Annotated in this window: 20 protein-coding genes; 14 read left to right on the top strand and 6 right to left on the bottom strand. The window is 62.4% G+C overall.

Annotated elements, in window-relative coordinates; genetic code table 11:
* The 14 genes from RHIBR816_RS0101920 to visR all read left to right on the top strand — a co-directional run bounded on the left by RHIBR816_RS0101920 (window position 1) and on the right by visR (window position 14,764).
* Window positions 1–1,404, top strand: coding sequence for an FGGY-family carbohydrate kinase (locus RHIBR816_RS0101920; protein WP_018234846.1), 1,404 nt, complete (start codon window positions 1–3; stop codon window positions 1,402–1,404).
* Window positions 1,405–2,057: 653 nt separating this feature from the next.
* Complete coding sequence (locus RHIBR816_RS0101910) at window positions 2,058–3,665, top strand: globin-coupled sensor protein (RefSeq protein ID WP_018234844.1); 1,608 nt, start codon at window positions 2,058–2,060, stop codon at window positions 3,663–3,665.
* A gap of 30 nt (window positions 3,666–3,695) precedes the next feature.
* Window positions 3,696–3,989, top strand: coding sequence for an STAS domain-containing protein (locus RHIBR816_RS0101905; protein WP_018234843.1), 294 nt, complete (start codon window positions 3,696–3,698; stop codon window positions 3,987–3,989).
* Window positions 3,990–3,992: 3 nt separating this feature from the next.
* The gene (locus RHIBR816_RS0101900; protein ID WP_012706836.1) at window positions 3,993–4,358 is read left to right on the top strand and encodes a response regulator; all 366 of its coding nucleotides are present in this window, start codon (window positions 3,993–3,995) and stop codon (window positions 4,356–4,358) included.
* A 19-nt stretch (window positions 4,359–4,377) separates the two neighbouring features.
* Window positions 4,378–6,666: a chemotaxis protein CheA gene (locus tag RHIBR816_RS0101895; RefSeq protein ID WP_018234842.1), complete on the top strand. Its 2,289-nt coding sequence runs from the start codon at window positions 4,378–4,380 to the stop codon at window positions 6,664–6,666.
* 5 nt (window positions 6,667–6,671) lie between these two features.
* The gene (locus RHIBR816_RS0101890; protein ID WP_018234841.1) at window positions 6,672–7,139 is read left to right on the top strand and encodes a chemotaxis protein CheW; all 468 of its coding nucleotides are present in this window, start codon (window positions 6,672–6,674) and stop codon (window positions 7,137–7,139) included.
* Window positions 7,136–8,047, top strand: coding sequence for a protein-glutamate O-methyltransferase CheR (gene cheR, locus RHIBR816_RS0101885; protein WP_018234840.1), 912 nt, complete (start codon window positions 7,136–7,138; stop codon window positions 8,045–8,047). Before RHIBR816_RS0101890 ends, cheR begins: the two co-directional genes overlap by 4 nt.
* Window positions 8,044–9,096 carry a protein-glutamate O-methylesterase CheB gene (gene cheB / locus RHIBR816_RS0101880; RefSeq protein ID WP_018234839.1) on the top strand — a complete coding sequence of 351 codons (1,053 nt, stop codon included), beginning with the start codon at window positions 8,044–8,046 and terminating at the stop codon, window positions 9,094–9,096. Before cheR ends, cheB begins: the two co-directional genes overlap by 4 nt.
* Entirely contained in the window at window positions 9,096–9,485 is a 390-nt protein-coding gene (locus RHIBR816_RS0101875) for a response regulator (protein WP_012706841.1), read from the top strand. The genes cheB and RHIBR816_RS0101875 overlap by 1 nt, the downstream gene beginning before the upstream one ends.
* Window positions 9,482–10,036 (top strand): chemoreceptor glutamine deamidase CheD, encoded by a 555-nt coding sequence (gene cheD / locus RHIBR816_RS0101870; RefSeq protein WP_018234838.1) that lies wholly within the window; start codon window positions 9,482–9,484, stop codon window positions 10,034–10,036. The genes RHIBR816_RS0101875 and cheD overlap by 4 nt, the downstream gene beginning before the upstream one ends.
* 56 nt (window positions 10,037–10,092) lie before the next feature.
* A complete protein-coding gene (locus RHIBR816_RS0101865; RefSeq protein WP_026186547.1) occupies window positions 10,093–10,485 on the top strand; it encodes a hypothetical protein in 393 nt (130 codons plus the stop codon).
* Window positions 10,486–10,779: 294 nt separating this feature from the next.
* Window positions 10,780–12,459 (top strand): flagellar basal-body MS-ring/collar protein FliF, encoded by a 1,680-nt coding sequence (gene fliF, locus RHIBR816_RS0101860; protein WP_018234836.1) that lies wholly within the window; start codon window positions 10,780–10,782, stop codon window positions 12,457–12,459.
* Between the two features lie 816 nt (window positions 12,460–13,275).
* On the top strand, window positions 13,276–14,013 hold the full coding sequence (visN, locus tag RHIBR816_RS0101855; RefSeq protein ID WP_018234835.1) for a transcriptional regulator VisN: 738 nt from the start codon (window positions 13,276–13,278) through the stop codon (window positions 14,011–14,013).
* Window positions 14,014–14,023: 10 nt separating this feature from the next.
* Window positions 14,024–14,764, top strand: a complete 741-nt coding sequence (visR, locus tag RHIBR816_RS0101850; RefSeq protein ID WP_018234834.1) for a transcriptional regulator VisR — start codon at window positions 14,024–14,026, stop codon at window positions 14,762–14,764.
* A 159-nt stretch (window positions 14,765–14,923) separates the two neighbouring features.
* Here the strand turns inward: visR and RHIBR816_RS0101845 are convergent, their stop codons facing one another.
* The 6 genes from RHIBR816_RS0101845 to motA form a co-directional block, all read right to left on the bottom strand.
* Window positions 14,924–15,370 carry a hypothetical protein gene (locus tag RHIBR816_RS0101845; RefSeq protein ID WP_018234833.1) on the bottom strand — a complete coding sequence of 149 codons (447 nt, stop codon included), beginning with the start codon at window positions 15,368–15,370 and terminating at the stop codon, window positions 14,924–14,926.
* Window positions 15,367–16,449 (bottom strand): flagellar biosynthesis protein FlhB, encoded by a 1,083-nt coding sequence (gene flhB, locus RHIBR816_RS0101840; protein WP_018234832.1) that lies wholly within the window; start codon window positions 16,447–16,449, stop codon window positions 15,367–15,369. The genes RHIBR816_RS0101845 and flhB overlap by 4 nt, the downstream gene beginning before the upstream one ends.
* Window positions 16,450–16,641: 192 nt before the next feature.
* A complete protein-coding gene (gene fliG / locus RHIBR816_RS0101835) occupies window positions 16,642–17,673 on the bottom strand; it encodes a flagellar motor switch protein FliG (RefSeq protein ID WP_018234831.1) in 1,032 nt (343 codons plus the stop codon).
* Between the two features lie 28 nt (window positions 17,674–17,701).
* A complete protein-coding gene (fliN, locus tag RHIBR816_RS0101830; protein ID WP_084810978.1) occupies window positions 17,702–18,304 on the bottom strand; it encodes a flagellar motor switch protein FliN in 603 nt (200 codons plus the stop codon).
* A 21-nt stretch (window positions 18,305–18,325) separates the two neighbouring features.
* Window positions 18,326–19,273 carry a FliM/FliN family flagellar motor switch protein gene (locus RHIBR816_RS0101825; protein ID WP_018234829.1) on the bottom strand — a complete coding sequence of 316 codons (948 nt, stop codon included), beginning with the start codon at window positions 19,271–19,273 and terminating at the stop codon, window positions 18,326–18,328.
* A 4-nt stretch (window positions 19,274–19,277) separates the two neighbouring features.
* Window positions 19,278–20,156, bottom strand: coding sequence for a flagellar motor stator protein MotA (gene motA / locus RHIBR816_RS0101820; RefSeq protein WP_018234828.1), 879 nt, complete (start codon window positions 20,154–20,156; stop codon window positions 19,278–19,280).
* Between the last annotated feature and the right edge of the window lie 17 nt (window positions 20,157–20,173).

Raw genomic sequence — 20,173 nt, 5'->3', positions numbered from 1 at the left:
ATGAAGACCGTCGCCGTCATCGATATCGGCAAGACCAACGCCAAGGTCGCGTTGGTCGACCTCGAGCGCTTCGAGGAGATCGCCGTCCGCAAGACGCCGAACATCGTCGTGGAGGCGGGGCTGTACCCTCACTTCGACATCGAGCATCTCTGGCGCTTTATTCTTGGGGGCCTTGCTGAACTGCACCGTGAACATCCCGTAGATGCTATCTCGGTGACGACACATGGGGCGACCGCGGTGCTGCTGGACCCGGCCGGCGAACTCGCCCTGCCGGTGCTCGACTATGAGTTTGCCGGCCCGGACGCGCTCGCCGAGGAATATGGCCGGGCACGCCCGACCTTCTCCGAAACCGGGTCGGCCCGCCTGCCGATGGGGCTCAATGTCGGTGCGCAGCTTTTCTGGCAGCAGCGTGCGCTCCCCGAGCAGTTCGCCAAAGTCGCGACCATCCTCACCTATGCGCAGTACTGGTCGTATCGGCTCACCGGCGTGGCGACCAACGAGCTGACCTCGCTTGGCTGCCATACCGACCTCTGGAATCCGAAGGCCAAGGCGTTCTCGACCCTGATCGAGGCGCAAGGTTGGACGCGGCTCTTTGCGCCGGTGCGCAAGGCGGGCGACGTGATCGGCGGATTGCTGCCCCCTTTGGCCGCAGCAACCGGCCTGCCATCGGGGTTGCCGGTCTGCTGCGGCATTCACGATTCGAACGCCTCGCTGCTGCCGCATCTGCTCACGCGCCGGACACCCTTTTCCGTCGTCTCGACCGGAACCTGGGTGGTAATGCTGGCGGTCGGCGGCAAGCAGGTGGAACTCGACGAAACCCGCGACACGCTGATCAATGTCAACGCGCTTGGCGATCCGGTGCCGTCTGCCCGCTTCATGGGCGGTCGCGCCTTCTCGATGCTCGTCGGCGACGATCCGCCGCCGGCCTCGGCCTCGGCCGAAGCGCGCGTGTTTGCCGAAGGCTATATGCTGCTGCCGTCGGTACCGGGCGGCTCCGGTCCCTTTCCTTCGGCACGGGCGCGATGGACGGGGGACGAGGCAGACCTTGCCCCGCCCGAACGGCTTGCCGCCGTCTCCTTCCATCTCGCCCTGATGACGGCGACCTGCCTCGATCTCATCGGCGCCACGGGTGAAATCGTCGTGGAGGGGCCCTTCGCCGCGAATTCCGCCTATCTGCGGATGTTGGCCGCTGCGACCGGCCGGCCGGTGCTCGCCAACAGCCTGAGCAGCACCGGAACGAGCCTTGGTGCAGCCTGCCTCGTCGCAGGCGCCCGGATCAGGACGGGAGCCGAGGTCTTCTCGGAAGCGATTCCGGAAGGTTATGTCGATTACGCACGGAAATGGCAGCGCCTAGCCGCCGCGCATGCGGCTGCAAGCGTAACTGTCGATCACCAGATAGAATGAAGTAGAACTCGATGGATCTTCTTGGACTTGGTCGAAAGACCGCGCCTCAGAAAATGTTACGGTTCGCCGCCCGTCTGTGTTCGAGATTGATGACGATCGAAATCGCGGTCATTGCGAGGATTGCGATGGTGGCGGCACTAATTCCAAGAACAATCATTGCTCATACCCGTGGACGCATCTTCATGATGTCGCCTGTACCTGTGACGGTGCAGCTTGCGCGGTGCGCGCCTATTTGACCTTCGCTTCGATACTGGACGACAAGTAGAATCGCAATTCTAAACTCTTGTGATTAAAAACCTGTTGTCTGCTGCACAGTAAAACAGTGCAAAGCGGCGGCGGATAGCGCTCAGGTTGAATTTTAGCGATTCCGATTACGGGTCGGAAACCGTTAACCTTCAAGCAAGGAATTAACCATAAACATGGTCCAACACGTCGGAATAGGAAGTCTCAGCTTCTCTCAAGGCATGATGCCGCCCCGCCGTACCGGTTCCGGTCCGGTATGCATCTTCACCGAAGTTACTTGCGGGATGGACGATAGAGAACGCCTCAGGCGCGCCGATCTCACCGATTGGGCGTAACCGGCCACAGCCCCCTTCAGCGGGCCACATCTTCCCCCAGGCAAATTTCGACTACGCATCAGGCCGGGGAACAGCGTGCAGCAGGAAGCGTCAGAACAGGCAAGGAAGAGCCAGGCAGGCAGCCTGCTCGAGCGCCTGCGCTTTGCCGGGCTCGACGAAGCGGCCTGCACCCTCCTGCGTGACCATCGCCAGGCCCTGTCGCCGCGCATCGAGCTTGCGCTGCGTGACCTTTTTCAACGGCTGCAGACCAACCCGGACGCAGTTCGCCATTTCGACAGCGATCGTCAGCTCGACCGACTGCACGACCTTCAGTCATCCCACTGGAATGTGCTGACCGATGCCCGTTTCGACGGGCTCTATGCAGAGCGCGTCAAGGTGCTCGCCGACACCGAGGCCCGCATGGGCCTCGACCCGCGCTGGCAGCTCGCAAGCCATGCGGTCGTGCTCGAGCATCTCATCGTCGGCGCCATCGAGGATGCCTGGCCCAAGCTCCCCTTCGGCAAGGCGCGCAGGAACGAGCTCAGCCGTCTCGTTGCCGCTCTTGTGCGCGCCGCCTTCGTCGACAGCGAAATCGCCGTGTCGCTCCGCTTCAACGCACTCCGCCAGCAGCATCAACGCCAGCTCTCGGAGCAGCGCAAGGGCGACGAGTCCGAAGTGACGGCGCTCTTTTCGGATTTCATGCAGGCGCTCGGCGAGGGCAACCTTGGCGCTCGCCTCCCGGCGGAGGCGCCAGATGTCTATCGGCCGATCGTTGAGGGGTTGAATGCCGCCCTGGGACAAATCCAGGAAGCCCTGCTGTCCGGGGACAAACGCGCCGCCGCCGCCGAAAGCATGATGGAGAGCCTTCGCCTCCGCGTGGGCGAGTTTTCCGGCAAGGCCAGCGGCGAGGCCGAGGCGCTGGACGGACAGGTCGCAGCGCTTGGGGCGATGACCGAACGCATGCGCTCGGGCTCGATCCGGATCAGCGAGACCGAGGCCAAGGCGGGCGAGACGCGCCTGGCGGCCGAGCGCAGCGGCGAGATCGCCGGTCAGGCGATTTCCGCCATGGCGGACATCGAAGCGTCCGCGGAAAAGATCGGCCAAATCATCGGCGTGATCGACGAGATCGCCTTCCAGACCAATCTTCTCGCCCTCAATGCCGGCATCGAAGCGGCACGCGCCGGCGAGAGCGGCCGGGGCTTCGCCGTCGTCGCCCAGGAAGTCAGAGCGCTGGCGCAGCGCTCGGGCGAAGCGGCGCGCGAGATCAAGCAGCTCGTCAACGGCACGAAGACGCAGGTCGAAGCCGGCGTCGAGATCGTCGGCCAGACGCAGAACGCGATCAGCAGTATCGTCGAGCAGGTGATTTCCATCAACGCCTCCGTTTCCGGTATTGCCCGGGAGGCGGAATCCCAGGTCGGCGATCTGGCCGCCGCGGCTTCCGGAATCGGCGGCATCTCGAAGGCGATGAGCCGAAGCGCGGAACTCGCCGGCGAGACCGTGGCTTCGACAGAGGATCTGCACGGCACCATCCTGGAGCTGGGACAGACGATCCGCCGGTTCCGCTTCGAGCGCCAGGCCGGACTGAGGGCTTCGACATTTGCCCCGCCGCCCGCGCTTCTGCCGCAAGTCGATGAGGATGAAAGAGCGATGCCGTTCAGCGATGACGCCGCCTCCGGGCGGCAGGTCGCCGGATGGCGGCGCTAGTGACAGTGAACAGGTCAGTCGAGGTACAGAATGGCCAGCAGGAACACCGCAAAGAAATCGCTGAAGCTCGCTCCGGTCCTGGACCTGAACGAAGCGACGGGGCTGCATGAAAGACTGCTGACGCTCAAGGGTACTCCGATCGAGATCGATGCCTCCGCCGTCGAGCGGATCGGAACGCTCTGCGCACAGGTACTGATGGCCGGTGCAAGAAGTTGGGAAGAGGATCGGTTGTCCTTCACCTTTGCCAAGGTGTCGGACGCGTTCGTTAAAACGACACAGCTCATCGGCGTGGACATTGCGCCCCTGATGGCAAAGGAGATTTGAGACATGAAGAAACGAGTTCTGACTGTGGACGACTCCCGGACAATCCGGAACATGCTTCTTGTCACCCTCAACAATGCCGGCTTCGAAACGATCCAGGCGGAGGATGGCGTCGAAGGCCTCGAAGTGCTGGAGACCGCCAATCCGGATGTGATCGTGACGGACATCAACATGCCCCGCCTCGACGGTTTCGGCTTCATCGAAGGCGTTCGCAGGAACGACCGCTACCGCGCCGTGCCGATCCTGGTGCTGACCACCGAAAGCGATGCGGAGAAGAAAAACCGCGCACGACAGGCGGGCGCCACCGGCTGGATCGTCAAGCCGTTCGACCCGACCAAGCTGATCGATGCCATCGAGCGCGTAACGGCCTGAGATCCGAGGGTAGCCGCCAATGGATATGAACGAAATCAAAGAGATTTTCTTCCAGGAATGCGAGGAGCAGCTCGCGGAACTGGAGTCGGGTCTCCTGAAGCTCAATGACGGCGACCGCGATCCCGAGACGGTCAACGCCGTCTTCCGCGCCGTCCACTCGATCAAGGGTGGCGCCGGTGCGTTCGGGCTCGATGACCTCGTCTCGTTCGCGCATGTCTTCGAGACGACGCTCGATTGCGTTCGATCCAACAGGCTTGAGCCCAACCAGGACGTCCTGAAGGTCATGCTGAAATCGGCGGACGTGCTTGCCGATCTCACCAATGCCGCCCGGGATGGCGGCAGTGTCGATGCGGCGCGCAGCCGGCAGCTGATCAAGGAACTCGAAGCGCTCGCCAATGGCGAATTGCCGCAGGCGGCCGTTGCCGAGCCGGTTGCGAAGCCGGCGCCCGTCGCCGCACCGACACCAGCGCCGGTGGTCAACGAGGAAGGCTTCCAGCCCGTGGCCTTCTCCTTCGACGACTTCGAGACGAACGAGCCTCTGGCGATCGAGCCGTCCACCTTCGAGATCCTCTTCAGGCCCAAGTCCGAACTCTACGCCAAGGGCAATGACGCGACGCTGCTCCTGCGCGATCTCTCGCGCCTCGGCGAGATGAGCATCCATTGCGACATGGACGAACTGCCGGCGCTTGCCAGCATGAATCCGGAGGCCGCCTATTTCGCCTGGAAGATTTCGCTGAAGACCGACAAGGGCGAAGAGGCGATCCGCTCCGTATTCGAGTTCGCCGAATGGGATTGCGAGCTCGACGTGATGCTGGCTGGCGGCGATCATGCCGGCGCGGGCGAGGAATTGCCCATGCAGCCCGTGCCGTTCGACCTGTCTATGCTCGACGAGGAAGTACCAGCCTCGCCCGGCGCCGCCGAGGATGATGACCAGGTCGCTGCCCAGCAGCGCGAGGCGCGAGACGACGCGGTGTCGGCTGCTGCGACCGCAAGCAACGTTCTGCAGATGGCACAGACCGCACGCGCGTCGGCCGAAAGCAACAGGAGTGCGGCATCCGCCTCGGCGGCACAGGCGGCTGCCCAGCAGGCCGCCTCCGCCGCCACCCCGACGATCCGCGTCGACCTCGATCGCGTCGATCGCCTGATCAACCTGGTTGGCGAACTCGTCATCAACCAGGCGATGCTGTCGCAGAGCGTCATCGAGAACGACACGAACGGCACGTCGTCGATCAATATGGGGCTCGAGGAGCTGCAGCAGCTCACCCGCGAGATCCAGGACAGCGTCATGGCGATCCGCGCGCAGCCGGTGAAGCCGGTCTTCCAGCGCATGTCGCGCATCGTCCGCGAAATCGCCGACATGACCGGCAAGTCGGTGCGCCTCGTCACCGAGGGCGAGAACACCGAAGTCGACAAGACCGTCATCGACAAGCTCGCCGAACCGCTGACGCACATGATCCGCAATGCGGTCGACCATGGCCTCGAAACACCGGAAAAGCGCGTCGCCGCCGGCAAGAACCCGGAAGGCACGGTGCGGTTGACGGCGAAGCACCGATCCGGCCGGATCGTCATCGAACTTGCCGACGACGGCGCCGGCATCAACCGCGAGAAGGTCCGGCAAAAGGCGATCGACAACGATCTGATCGCTGCGGATGCAAATCTCTCGGACGAGGAAATCGACAACCTGATCTTCCATGCGGGTTTCTCGACCGCCGACAAGATCTCCGACATTTCCGGTCGCGGCGTCGGCATGGACGTCGTCAAGCGCTCCATCCAGGCGCTCGGCGGCCGCATCAACATCTCGTCGAAGCCGGGTCATGGCTCCGTCTTCACGATGAGCCTGCCGCTGACGCTCGCCGTCCTCGACGGCATGGTGGTGACGGTTGCGAACCAGACGCTCGTCGTGCCGCTGACGGCGATCGTCGAAACGCTTCAGCCGGAGGCCTCCGCGATCCACAGCTTCGGCGCCTCCCAGCGGTTGATCTCGATCCGCAACTCCTTCTGCCCGCTGGTCGATGTCGGCCGCATCCTGAACTTCCGCGCCATCCAGGCCAATCCGGTCGAAGGCGTGGCGCTTCTGGTCGAGTCCGAAGGCGGCGGCCAGCGCGCCTTGATGGTCGATGCCATCCAGGGCCAGCGCCAGGTGGTGATCAAGAGCCTCGAGGCCAACTACACCCATGTTCCGGGCATTGCGGCGGCGACCATCCTCGGCGACGGGCGCGTGGCGCTCATCCTCGATGTCGATGCGATCGTCGCAGCCTCGCGCGGGCAATCCCTGAAACCCGAAATGTTACTTGCTGCAGCCGGATAATACTCATGACCTATGCCGCAAAAAATCTGACGACTGGCGGACGGGAGCTGATCGCTTTCCGCGTCGGCGGCCAGGAATTCTGCGTCAACGTAATGTCCGTCCGCGAAATTCGCGGCTGGACGCCTGCGACCGCGATGCCGCACGCGCCGAGCTACATGCTCGGCGTCATCAACCTGCGCGGCGCGGTGCTGCCGATCATCGACTTTTCGGCGCGCCTCGGCATGAAGCCGGCCGAGCCGACGGTGCGCCACGTGATCATCGTCGCCCAGGTGAAGAGCCAGGTGGTAGGGCTCCTGGTCGATGCCGTCTCCGACATCCTGACGGTCGCCGATGCCGACATCCAGCCGACCCCGGATATCGCGTCGGATTTCGAAAGGAGCTTCGCGCGTGGCGTGCTGGCGATCGAGGGGCGGATGATCTGCCTCGTCGAACTCGACCAGGTCTTCCCGCACGAGGAAAGGGAAGCAGCATGAGGGCCCAGGCCACCACTTTCGAGCAGAAGCTGTCGCCGGACGAGTGCCTTGCGGCCGGTGAATATCCGCTGACGCGTCGCGACCTTAGCGACATCGCGGCGATGATCTATGCGGATGCCGGCATCTATCTGAATGAATCCAAGGCCTCGCTGGTCTATTCGCGACTGTCGAAACACATCCGCAATCTGGGCCTCAAGGGCTTCCGCGACTATTGCCAGCTCGTCGCCTCGCCGGCGGGTGCTGCGGCGCGCCGCGACATGCTCTCGCACCTGACGACCAATTTCACCCGCTTCTTTCGTGAGAACCACCATTTCGAACATCTGAAGACCGATGTCCTGCCGGGCCTGATCGCCCGGGCGAAGAGCGGCGGCCGGGTGCGCATCTGGTCGGCGGCCTGCTCGGATGGCCAGGAGCCCTATTCGATCGCGCTGACGGTGCTATCGCTGCTGCCGAATGCCGCGGACTACGACTTCCGGATTCTCGCAACCGACATCGATCCGAAGATTCTCGCGCTCGCCCGGGCCGGCGCCTATGACGCGACGGCGCTCGAAACGGTCAGTCCCGCCATGCGCAAGCAATGGTTTCGTGAGGTCGAGGTCAACGGTCGTGGCAAGTGGCAGGTCGATGACCGCGTCAAGCGGCTGATCACCTTCAACGAGCTCAACCTCATGGCGCAATGGCCGCTCAAGGGGCCGTTCGACGTGATCTTCTGCCGCAACGTGGTGATCTATTTCGACGAACCCACCCAGATGAAGATCTGGTCGCGATTTGCGGGCGTGCTCGACACGGGCGGGCATCTCTATATCGGCCATTCGGAGCGCGTCTCGGGGGATGCCAAGGCGATCTTCGACAATATCGGCGTCACCACCTATCGCCATACCGGCAAATTCCATGGAGGTCGGGCATGAACGCTCCCGCCCGTGTTCTCGTCGTCGATGACTCGCCCACCATGCGGGGGCTGATCTCGGCCGTGCTCAATGCCGATCCGGAGGTGAAAGTCGTCGGTCAGGCGGCCGATGCGCTCGAGGCCCGCCAGGCGATCAAGCAGCTGGATCCCGACGTCGTCACCCTCGACATCGAGATGCCGAACATGAACGGCCTCGAGTTCCTCGACAAGATCATGCGCCTCAGGCCCATGCCGGTCATCATGGTCTCGACGCTGACCCACAAGGGTGCCGAGGCGACCATCGCCGCGCTCGAAATCGGCGCCTTCGATTGTGTCGGCAAGCCGCACCCCGGCGATCCGAATCCGTTCGGCGGGCTGGTCGACAAGGTCAAGGCGGCGGCGCGCTCGCAGCGCAAATCGATGATCACGAGCAACCGGGCGGCCGCCGCGCCGGTCGTCAGCACCGTTTCCGACTACCGGGCGGGCCGCAAGATCATCGCGATAGGCGCCTCGACCGGCGGCGTGGAAGCCCTGATTGCGGTCCTGCAGAAGTTCCCGGCGAACTGCCCGCCGACGGTGATCACCCAGCACATGCCGCACACTTTCACCAAGAGCTTTTCCGAACGGCTGAACCGTCTCTGCGCGCCGACCGTCCAGGAGGCGACCGACGGCGCTCGGCTCGAAGTGGGCAAGGTCTACCTGGCGCCCGGCGGCGACCGGCACCTTCAGGTTGCCAATGCTTCTTCGCCCTCCTGCAGGCTGGTCGACCGGGAGCCGGTCAACGGCCATCGCCCCTCGGTCGACGTCCTGTTCGATTCAGTCGCGGAACTGGCGGGGCGCAATGCGATCGGCGTGATATTGACCGGCATGGGGCGCGACGGCGCCGCCGGTCTCCTCAAGATGCGGAACGCCGGGGCGCGCACCTTCGGACAAAACGAAAAGACTTGTGTCGTCTACGGAATGCCCAGAGTGGCCCATGAATTGGGTGCTGTCGAAACGCAGCTCCCCCTCGGTTCGATCGGGGAGGAGATATTGAAGACGGCAGCAGCCCGGAAGGAAGGAAGCGAATAATGTCCATCGCCGAAAAGATAAAAGTTCTGATCGTCGACGATCAGGTCACCAGCCGCCTGCTCCTGGGCGACGCCCTGCAGCAGCTCGGCTTCAAGCAGATCACTGCCGCCGGCGACGGCGAGCAGGGCATGAAGATCATGGCCCAGAACCCTCACCATCTGGTCATCTCGGATTTCAATATGCCGAAGATGGACGGTCTCGGCTTGCTGCAGGCGGTTCGTTCCAACCCGAACACCAAGAAGGCGGCCTTCATCATCCTGACCGCGCAGGGCGACCGCGCGCTGGTCCAGAAAGCCGCTGCGCTCGGCGCCAACAACGTTCTCGCCAAGCCGTTCACAATCGAAAAGATGAAGGCAGCGATCGAGGCCGTATTCGGGGCACTGAAATGATGCTGGAGGCTGCCGGCAGGCGTGTGCATGTCATCCAGGGCGAGTTCAAGGTCGTCAACGATCCGGATGTCGTTCTCTCGACCATTCTCGGCTCCTGCGTGGCTGCCTGCATGCGCGACCCGGTGACGGGTGTCGGCGGCATGAACCACTTCCTGCTGCCTGGCTCGGCGACGTCGCCGGGGTCGGCAGGTGACGCGACGCGCTATGGCGTGCATCTGATGGAACTGCTCATCAACGGTCTGCTGAAGCAGGGCGCACGCCGCGATCGCCTCGAGGCGAAGATCTTCGGCGGAGCCAAGACGATTGCGCGCTTCTCGAATGTCGGCGAGCAGAACGCCGCCTTCGCGCGGCAGTTCCTGCTTGACGAAGGCATCCGCGTCGTCGGCGAGAGCACCGGCGGAGAACATGGCCGCAAGCTGGAATATTGGCCCGTGACGGGCCGCGCCCGCCAATACGCACTGACGGGTGTGGAGGCCCAGCGCGCCATCCATCAGGACCAGCGGCCAGCGCCCGCGCCGAAGCCGGCCGAAAGCTCCATCGAATTCTTCTGAACGCACCGGCCAGCAAGAGCGCCGGAGTATCCCTTCAAGACCACGTGAGAATGATGATGCAGACCGAACACCAGAGCTACATGCCTCACGCGGAAGAATCGCTGCCGGAAGTGCTGATGCGCATCGTCACCGAACTTCATGACGTCGCCTATCTCATCGAGCGCATCGAACCGCAGCTCTGGAACAGCCATGATGCCTCCGCGACCGATCCGGCCGACAAGTTGATGGTGCTCCAGGGCGTCGATCTGGCGGTTCAGAAGACGCGGGGGCTCGCCGAATTCATAGACACGATCACCGCATCGATCCCCGACACGTGCCTCGTGGATATCTCGACGGCCGTGAACCTGGTCAAGCTTGCCGACATGAAGAAGGCGCTCGGCAGCGGCCTGTTGCGCCATGGGCACTCGCAGCCGCTCACGAAAGCCTCGGGCGACTTCGAGGTCTTCTGACGTAAGGGCTGGCGCGGAGCGGTGCGCCGTCGCCCTAACAACGAAGCACATGAAAGAGCCGAAACTGTCGGCTGTCCGCCCGGTCTGAAATGTCGACCTTCAGCCCGGTCGTTCACGCCGCTCTCGACCATCATCCTTCTGCTCCGTCAACTTCGCGCAAGTTTCGCCACCTAGCTTCGCTTCCGGGGCTGGTAGATTCGCATTTCGATACCTGGCTTACCAGAATGTTGGATCTTCGCATGATGCCGTCGAGTACCGGCACGGGTGACATGCGATACTGGGTGCGGAAACAGAATGAATCTGTTCGATCAATTCTCGACGTTCACGAAAAACCTGAGCAATCTCGGGCAGAGCAAGCTGATAGCACTCGCGGTGGCCGGCATCGTCGCAATCGGCTTCGTTCTCGGCGCTGCCATCTACGTCAACAAGCCGGCCTTTGAAACGCTCTATGTCGGTCTCGAACGCAGCGACGTCACCCAGATCAGCATTGCGCTTGCCGAGGCGAACCTCGACTTCGAGGTCGGCGCGGATGGCGGCAGCATCCAGGTGCCGGTGGGCATGACCGGCAAGGCGCGCCTGCTCCTGGCCGAGCGTGGCCTGCCGAGCAGCGCCAATGCCGGCTACGAACTCTTCGACAATGTCGGCTCGCTCGGGCTCACCTCCTTCATGCAGGAGGTGACCCGCGTTCGCGCATTGGAGGGCGAAATCGCCCGTACCATCCAGCAGATTTCCGGCATTGCGGCGGCACGCGTCCATATCGTCATGCCGGAGCGCGGCAGCTTCCGCAAGGCCGAGCAGACCCCGACGGCATCGGTGATGATCCGCGCAAGCGCGACGATCGGCCGGGGCGCCGCTTCGTCCATCCGCCACCTCGTGGCTTCGTCGGTACCGGGTCTCGATGTCGATGATGTCACCATTCTCGATTCGACCGGCCAGCTTCTCGCTTCGGGCGACGACCCGGCAAACAGTGCTCTCAACCAGTCGCTTGGCGTAGTGCAGAACGTTCAGACCGATCTTGAGAAGAAGATCGACAACGCGCTTGCACCCTTCCTCGGCATGGACAACTTCCGCACCAGCGTCACGGCGTCGCTCAACACCGATGCCCAGCAGATCCAGGAGACCGTCTTCGACCCCGAATCGCGGGTCGAGCGCTCCACGCGCGTGATCAAGGAGGAGCAGAAATCCAGCCAGCAGCAGCCGGACAACGCCGCCACCGTACAGCAGAACGTGCCGCAGGCCGCCCCGCGCGGCGGTGCCGGCCAGCAGTCGAGCGACGAGGCGGAGAAGAAGGAAGAGCAGACGAACTACGAGATCAACAGCAAGACGATCGCCACCGTCAAGAACAGCTATTCGATCGAACGGCTGTCGATTGCGGTGGTCGTCAATCGCGGCCGCCTGGCGGCGATGGTCGGGGAGGGGGCCGATCAGGCGAAGATCGACGCCTATCTCCAGGACATGCAGAAGATCGTCGCGTCGGCTGCGGGCGTCGATCCGAACCGTGGTGACGTCGTCACGCTGAACGCCATGGATTTCGTCGAGACGCAATTGCTCGACCAGCCGGTGGCCGGGCCTGGCGTCATGGAAATGTTGACGCGCAATCTCGGCGGCATCATCAACTCGCTCGCATTCGTCGCAGTCGCCTTCCTCGTCGTCTGGCTGGGCATCAGGCCGCTCGCTCGTCAGATGGGTTTTGGCGGCCAGTCGGGTCACCTCGAAGGCGAGGGTGCCGGTCTCGAACTGCCGGACTTCTCTCCGGCCGGAGCCGGTGCCGCAAGCGGTGCCCTTATGGAGGGCTTCGGCTCGGACTTCGGCTTCGACAGCGCCGACGACCTGCTCAATCTCAGCGACGAAGGCGGTGGCTTCAATCGCCGCGTCAAGGAGGGCCCGGAGCGCAGGCTTGCCCGCATGGTGGAGATCAGCGAGGAGCGTGCTGCAAAAATTCTCCGCAAATGGTCCGTCGACCGCGCCGCCTGAAGTCATTCGAGAGTTCTGCCTGGGAGATCCCGCCGCACCGGCGGGATCTCGCGTTCTGAGGGGATCGACGCCAGCTTCCGGGCGCCGATCGAAAATAATGCCTGAGTCAATCCCGTCGCTGCTGCGCGAGTGCCGAATCCGTCGCAAGAATCCAGATTCCCCCTACGAGTCTAGGCGTGGGCGCGGAACGAATAATTTAAGGAAAATTTAACGATATTGGATTCGGAAACGGTGATGTTGCGCCGCGAACGCCGGTCATCCCCTGACGGTTGTTTGTCGAAATGGCAGTTTTCTTGAAATATAACTTTCAAAAGTATAAATAAAATTCAATTCGTCTTTGCATCTATACAGATTCCTGCTGCCTGAGTCCGGCCTCCGACTTGATGTATTTTAGCAACAGGCGCCATTCGAAAGTAACAACTGCTTCTCTATATTCGGGCAATCGGAGGCGCGGAAGGGGCAGAAACTCGCCGAAAAGCGCGTAAAACCACGCCTTAGGCGTGTCTCAAGCGGCTCCTCCGGCATCTGGTCGGATGGCGGTAATTCTTAGAAAACGAATAAAAATCATCCGGATATCAAAACTGAGAAGCTCGTGATCCTGCGATGGTGGCTTTGATGCACACTGACTGCTCTACTTCAAGATGTGTGAGCAAATGCTACCGCAATCACAGTGTCTTTTTAGGGGCGGCGATGTACAGTTTAGATATTGATTCGCGTTCTGGTTTGCATGTGGGAAGGCTGGCATCGGCGAGCTGTCCGTCGGCAGGGCAAGCACAACTTCCAGGGGCGTCGAATGCGGCACGGGGGCTGAACGTCATGGAGATTTCGCAGACTGGCGCGGCCTGGTCTTTGCAGGCCGGCACGCCGCACTTGAGTAGTCGTGGCATTTCGCGGGAGCAGTTGATCCGAAGGCTCGGAGAGGCCGTCGAACGGAGCAGCCTTGCCAATGGGCTGGCCATGCTGACCGAATATGTCGGAGCAACGCATCATCTTCTGGTTCGCCACGATCTTTCGCAGGACGGCGGACTTGATTTCGTTCTGTGCTCCGATTGGCCCTTCGACATCGTGCGACGCCTTTCGAGCATCGTGATCGGCCTGAATGCAAAGACGACCGAACTGGAAAAGTGCCTGACGGCGCTGCAGCCGTGCTTTCAGGGCCTGCCGGACGACATCGATCTGCCGCGCGGGGTCAACCGCTCCTATTGCTCCGTCACGTTCAATGTCGGCCGGTCCCGTTTCTCGCTGATGCTGCTGTTCCCCGAGGACGTCATCCTGTCACAGGAGGGGCTGCGAGACGTCGCGGTGCTCGCGAGCTATCTCGCCAGTTTCAAGGCCGGTGCCGGCATGCGGCACGACCGGGACTTCGAACTGACCGAGCGCGAGCTCGAATGCCTGTTCTGGATCGCCGAAGGCAAGACGAGCGAGGAGATCGCCGTCATCCTCGGAATCTCCCGCAACACGATCAACAATTACATCACCAGCGTGATGCGCAAGACCGCGACGCGCACCAGGTCGGAAGCGATCGCCCACGCCGTCCGGCACAATCTGGTATAGGAGCAAGAGGATGGTACACGTGCATCCGGAGAGCCGGCCGGACGATGCCCGGCTCGGTCGAAGCGCCCGTGCCGCGCGCGCCGCGACGCTGGTCACGCGGCTGCAGGCGATGCAGCGGCAGATCAACGCGAAGTACTTCGCAGTCTTGCGCGTCAATGGAAGGGGCATGCCGGCAACGCGCAAGCTGACCTGCGTCCTGCACAATTGGGGTGCCACGTCGGAGGCGAATGCGCACGAACTCCTGACGATCTATGGTGAGGAATTGCTGCAGCATCTAGATCGTTCTCCGCTGGCGGTGCTGTGGGATGGCCAGGGAGAACATCAGGCGGCCGACGTCCCCGACTTGGGCTTGTTCTCGCACCGGCTGAAGGGGCGAAAGCTTTCCTATTCGGGGATCGCCTTTCCGCTACGGCTCGGCGCACAGGGCAACGGCTATGTGGTCTTCGCCGGCAGCTATATCGACGCGCCGGCCGAGCAGATCCTTGAGCTGCATGGGCGCTGCGCGCAGATCATGACCGACATGCTGGCGGCGGACGAAAAACGGCTGTTCAAGGGCGAGTCCCTCAGCGATCGCGAGATCGCCTGTCTGCAGATGGCAGGTGATGGCTATATCAGCGAGGAAATCGCCGAGAAGATGGGGCTTTCCGTCCACACCGTGAATGCCTATCTCGGTGCCGCCACGACGAAACTCGATTCCGTCAACCGTATCCAGGCGATCGCCAAGGCCATACGCCTTGGCTATATCAGCTAGGTTTGCCGCGAAATTTGCCCCTCATCCGGCCTGCCGGCCACCTTCTCCCCGCAAGCGGGGCGAAGGAGACTTGCGGCACGGCCCTTCAGCCCTCTCCACGCGAGCGGGGAGAGGGCTAGGTAAGGCGGATATTGAGGAGGGGTTCCCAATTCCGCTCGACTAACTCGCGAGCGGCAGAGGGTAGGACTTGACGAATTTCGCCTCTTCGAGGCTCCTGGCGAGGAAGGCCGTATTCTCGTCCGGATCGGTTGAGGGCTGCTGGAAATTGATGTGGCTGATTTCAATGCCGGCGGCCTCCCCGGCAAGCACGAGGCGGGCATAGACCGTAACGCCGCGCGGCTTCAGCTCGAGATCCAAGATGATTTCGGGGCAGCTGTTCCACTCGAGATTGTAGTTGCCGCCGAGGCCGAAATTCACGGTGCCGGGCAGAAAATAGAGTTCCGCCGCCGATTCCACGAGATCGGCGAGGCTTGCATAGGACTCGAACCGCAGGAGTGCGATGAAGTCCGCAGCGTCGATCAGGCGCAGTTCTGTTGCTACCGGACGAATCGCCTCTGCCACTAGTTTTTCGCGTTTTTCGGAGAATTCGCACTTCTTCAAGATCATGTCACCCGTTTTTGTTGCGGCTGAGCTGCGTAAACCCGGTGAATGAGCTCGGCGACTGCCTTGTAAAACACCGGTGGAATGACACTATCCACCGAGACTTGTGCAAACATGGAGCGCGCGAGCGGCGGATCCTCGAAGACCGGAATGCCGTTTTTTTCGGCAATCTCGCGGATTTTCAGGGCGACGAGATCTTGCCCCATCGCAACGACGACGGGGGCGTCGCTCTCTTCGCGTACGTAGCGGAGCGCGACCGCATAGTGCGTCGGGTTGGCAATCACCAGCGTGGCGCGGGGTACGGAGCCGATCATGCGCTTGCGGGCGCGATCCCGCTGCATCGACCGCAGCCGCGCCTTGACGATCGGGTCGCCCTGCGACTGCTTCAGTTCCTCCTTCACTTCCTGTTTCGTCATCCTTAGTTCGGTGTACCAATGGTAACGCGTCCAGAAGAGATCGACGATCGCCAGAACCGCCGTGGCGAGCAGCACGACGGTGACAATCTGCTTCAGGTCGGACGTCATCGTCGCAAAGATCGTCACCGGATCGGAGAACATCAGGTCGAGCGTGGCGAAATAGTCGTTCCACAAAACGAGGACGACGATGATCGACACGACGATGATCTTGAAGAGCGACTTGGCGAATTCCACCAGACCCGGAACGCCGAAAATGCGCTTGAAGCCTGAAATTGGCGAGACGCGGTTCATCTTGGGCATGATCCGGTCCAGCACCGGGCGCGGCAGGTTCTGGAAGATCGACGATCCGACGCCGAAGATGATCAACAGCAGGAAAATCGGAAGGACCAGCGCCGCCGAGTTCAGCAGCACGTGCGAGATCAACCCGACGGCATCCGTCGCCGTTTCGAGGCGCCAGGCGTCCGGTTGTTCGAATATGTCCTTGAGAGCTTCGGCCGTGCTCGCCGCGCCATCGGAGAGAAAGAAGACAATGAAGATGTAGATCGCCAGCGTCGAGGCGAAGGCGGTCACCTCGCGGGAAAATGGGACATTGCCCTTTTCTGCGGCATCGGACAGTTTTTTCTCCGATGGCGCTTCGGTTTTGCTGTCCTTGTCCTGATCGTCCGACATGAAACAGGAGGCTCCCATCCTGAGGAGCGGGCGGCGGCCGCACGCCGGCCGTGACCGATCAGCCGACGCCGATGCGCCCCACTGCCTCTGTCGTGGACCGCGCGCGTCTCATGCGCAAGGGTCGGAGGCCGAGAAGGCAGCCGGCTCAACAGAAATCGGAGCCGTCATGGATTTTTGCCGAGCCGCGAGAGGCTAAGCGGCCTCGGACTCCTTTTCCTTGAGCTCCAGCTGGCCGCCGGCCGCAAGGCGAATCGCTTCCTGCGTGATCGAGCGCCTGGCGATGGCGATGTCGCGGGGGTTGATGCCGGCATCGCCAACCGCGAGATCCGATTCGATCATGCGCCGCTGGCGTGCGCCCACGGAGGCGAGGATAGATTCGCGCAATTCCGGCGAAGAGCCCCGAAGCGCCATGGTGATGACGTCGGTCGAAACGTCGTTGAAGAGCGCCACCCGGCTTCTCTGCGGCATGTAGAGGATATCGTCGAAGAGGAAGATCTTCGGCCGGACCTTCTTGGCGGAATCGGTGCTTATGGTTTCCAGCGAGGCGAGCAGCGTGTCGACCTGCTTCTTCTCGAGTTCGTTCATAACTTCGGCGATCTTCGCCGGGCCGGGCGAATTGCGCTCGGCCTCCATCTCGTCGATCATCTCGATGACGCGCGCCTCGATGATCGAGGCCGCCTTCGGGCTGACATTCTTCATGTTGACGGCACGGTTGAGAATGTCTGGCCGCTGCCTGTCCGACAGTTGCAGCAGCACCTTGGCGCCGAAGCTCGACGGCATCATGGAAAGCACATAGGCGATGGTCTGCGGATGCTCCTTGGCGAGCAGCTGGGCAACGAGGACCGGATCGCATTCCTGCAGCCGGTCCCAGATGCTGGCCTCGTAGGACTGGAAGGTCGCGCGGCGCCCGAGCAGGCCGTCGACCTCGTCCGGCGTGAGGCCTTCTTCGAGAATGCTCTCCATCGCCTTGGCGTTGTCCATCAGGCCTGCGCCTTCGGTGAACAGATCCTCGAATTCGTTGACCAGGGCTTCAAGCTCGTGGGGCGGGATGGCGCGCAGCGACTGGGCCGCGGCGATGATTGCCTGCAGCTCGCTTTGCGTGAAGAATTTCAATAGTTTACCGGCCACAGACTTGCCCATGGCGAGCAGCACGGCCGCGGCCTTTTCCGTCTGACTGAGCGGTCTTGACAGTGCCTGTGCTTCGAAACTTTCGAAATCCATCATGGATTCATCCCTCGCCCGATCATCGGGCCTATTTCCTGCTGCCCTTTATTTCGATGAGCTTGACGCCGAATCGGGTCACATCGCCCTCGAGTACGGTAATCTCGCCGCGGCCGATCACCCGGCCGTTGACCATGATCTCGACCGGCTCGCCGATCTTGCGGTCGAGCCCGATCGTTGCGCCCTCGGTCAGCCCCATGAGGCCGGAAACCTGCATCCGGCTTGTGCCGAGGACGATCTGGACATCGATCGGGATGTCCATGATCAGGTCCATATTGGCCGCCATGCCGCTTCCCGGCGCACTTTCGGCGCCGGGCGTCACCCCGCCGAAATCGCTGCCGGCGAAGCCGGATCCGAGATCGAGGCCGCCGCCGACGGAAGTGTCACCGAAGTCGCCGCCGAAGGTGCCGGCGCCAAGATCGCTGCCGAAGTCCGCATCCTGGCCGAACGGTTCGGCGGCACCGAACTCGGCGCCGAAATCTGTTGATGGGCCGTCCTGTTTGAGAACGCCGCGCAGATCGTCGATCGCCTGGTCGAGCTCGGCGTCTCCCGCAAATGCGGTCTGTTCTTCGATGGATGCTGCTTTCTTGCGTACCATGTGCGGATTATTCCAGTTGAAGCTTGCCTCAGGCATTCTGCGATGCGAGGTATCGGTTTAACTCATGATGTGACGAAGGATGTCCTGCTCGGAACCGTGCGTGTCCTTGATGCGGACCGTGTATTTCGAGCCCGATCGGCCGAATTCGCAGACATAGAGATCGCGCCCGTTGGCGTTGACCTCGACCCGCACGTCCTGGCCGTCGTCAAAGGGGATCACGTCTCCCGGCTGTAGCCGGCTGATCGTCGCGAGCGTCAGGCTCTCCAACCGGATGCGCGCCTCGAGCGTTACGGCCGAGCGGCGGATCTGCTCCTCGAGCTGTTCGCTCCAACCCGCCTTCATCTTGTCGCTCTGTCCGGTGCCTCCCGGCAGAACGATCTGCGTCTTGAGCAGCACGCTTTGCGGGATGATCACCGAAAAGGTGGAAAGCACCGGTCCGAGTCCGAGCGTCATGTCGATCGAGGCGGCATGGACATCCTCAAGCGCCGGGTCGGGCGGCAGGCGTTCCGCAGCGTTTTGCGGCCGTCCGACCACCGGCTCGAAACCGCCCGCTGCGTTTACCGCCATGCGGACAACCTCGGCAATCCCGTCGAACACCGGCACCGCCACGTCGATCTCGATCTTCGAGAGCGCCCGCGGCAGCGGCTCCTCGATGTCGGCAGCCTCGGCGCCGAGCAGCGCTTCGACGAGCGCGATCAGGACGGGACTGTCGCAGCCGATCTGGAAATCGGAGCACCAGTTGCGGAGCGAAACGTCACTCAGCAGAACCGCCGCGCCGAGGTCGGCGACGAGTTCATTCCTCAGCCCCATCTTGTAGCCGGCATAGCCGACCGCGATGTCGCACCCCGTCTCCGCCTTGAACATTTCGGGGAGGAGTTCGCTGAGCACATGGCCGAGCTCCAGAGCAGTGCGGCCGATGGTCTTGTCGTCGCCGAGCGCACCGGTCATGCGCGCCAGCAGTCTCTTGTCGAAGGCGTAGACGTTCGATGCGATGTTCGGGTTCATGATGTTAAGCCGCCTTGCTTTCGCCGCCGCCGCCCGGGTTCATCATCTCCTGCTCGACCGCGTCGATGGACGGCCGCTCATAGGCGGAGATTGTCTTGCGGCCATATTCGAGGGCGACCTGGGGAACCGAGCCGTTCATGTAGGCAAGCAATGTCTGCTTGACGATGACGTAGAGCCGGTTCTGCTTTTCGCGCACGGCCTTGATGTTGGCGACGAGCGGCCCGACGATCGAATAGGAGAGGAACACGCCGAGCAGCGTTCCGACGAGTGCGGCGGCGATCTTCGCGCCCAGCACTTCCGGCGCCTCGCTGATGGCGCCCATCGCCTTGATCACCCCGAGAACCGCCGCGACGATGCCGATCGCCGGCAGGGCATCGCCCATGCTCGTCAAAGCGTGGTAGCACTTCATCTTGTCATGGGTGATCGTATGGATCTCCTCGTCCATCAGCGCTTCGATCTCGTGCGAGCGGGCGTTGCCGATGATGATGAGCCGCACATAGTCGCAGATGAACGCCGTCAGTTCCTTGTTCCGCAGGACAGTCGGCGCGGATTGGAAGATCGGCGATTCCTCGGGATTGTCGATATGGGCCTCGATCTCGTTGCGCGATTTGGTTCTGAGGTCGCGCATCAGGCTGTAGAGCACGCCGAGCGTGTCGAGGTAATGGCGCTCCTTCGGCACCTTGTGCTTGAACGCTTCGCCGAGCGCCTTGCCGGTATCCTTCACCACCTTCATCGAATTGGCCATGATGAAGCCGCCGATGCCGGCCCCGCCGATGATCATCAACTCGAAAGGCTGGTTGAGAACTTCCAGGTGACCGCCCATGGCGAGGTATCCGCCGAGGATACAGCCGAAAGTCACAAGGAGCCCGATGATGATGTTCATTGTCGATACCTGTCGCG

The organism is Ensifer sp. BR816, from assembly GCF_000378985.1.
Classification (GTDB): Bacteria; Pseudomonadota; Alphaproteobacteria; order Rhizobiales; family Rhizobiaceae; genus Sinorhizobium.
This window is presented reverse-complemented; position numbering and strand designations above follow the sequence as displayed.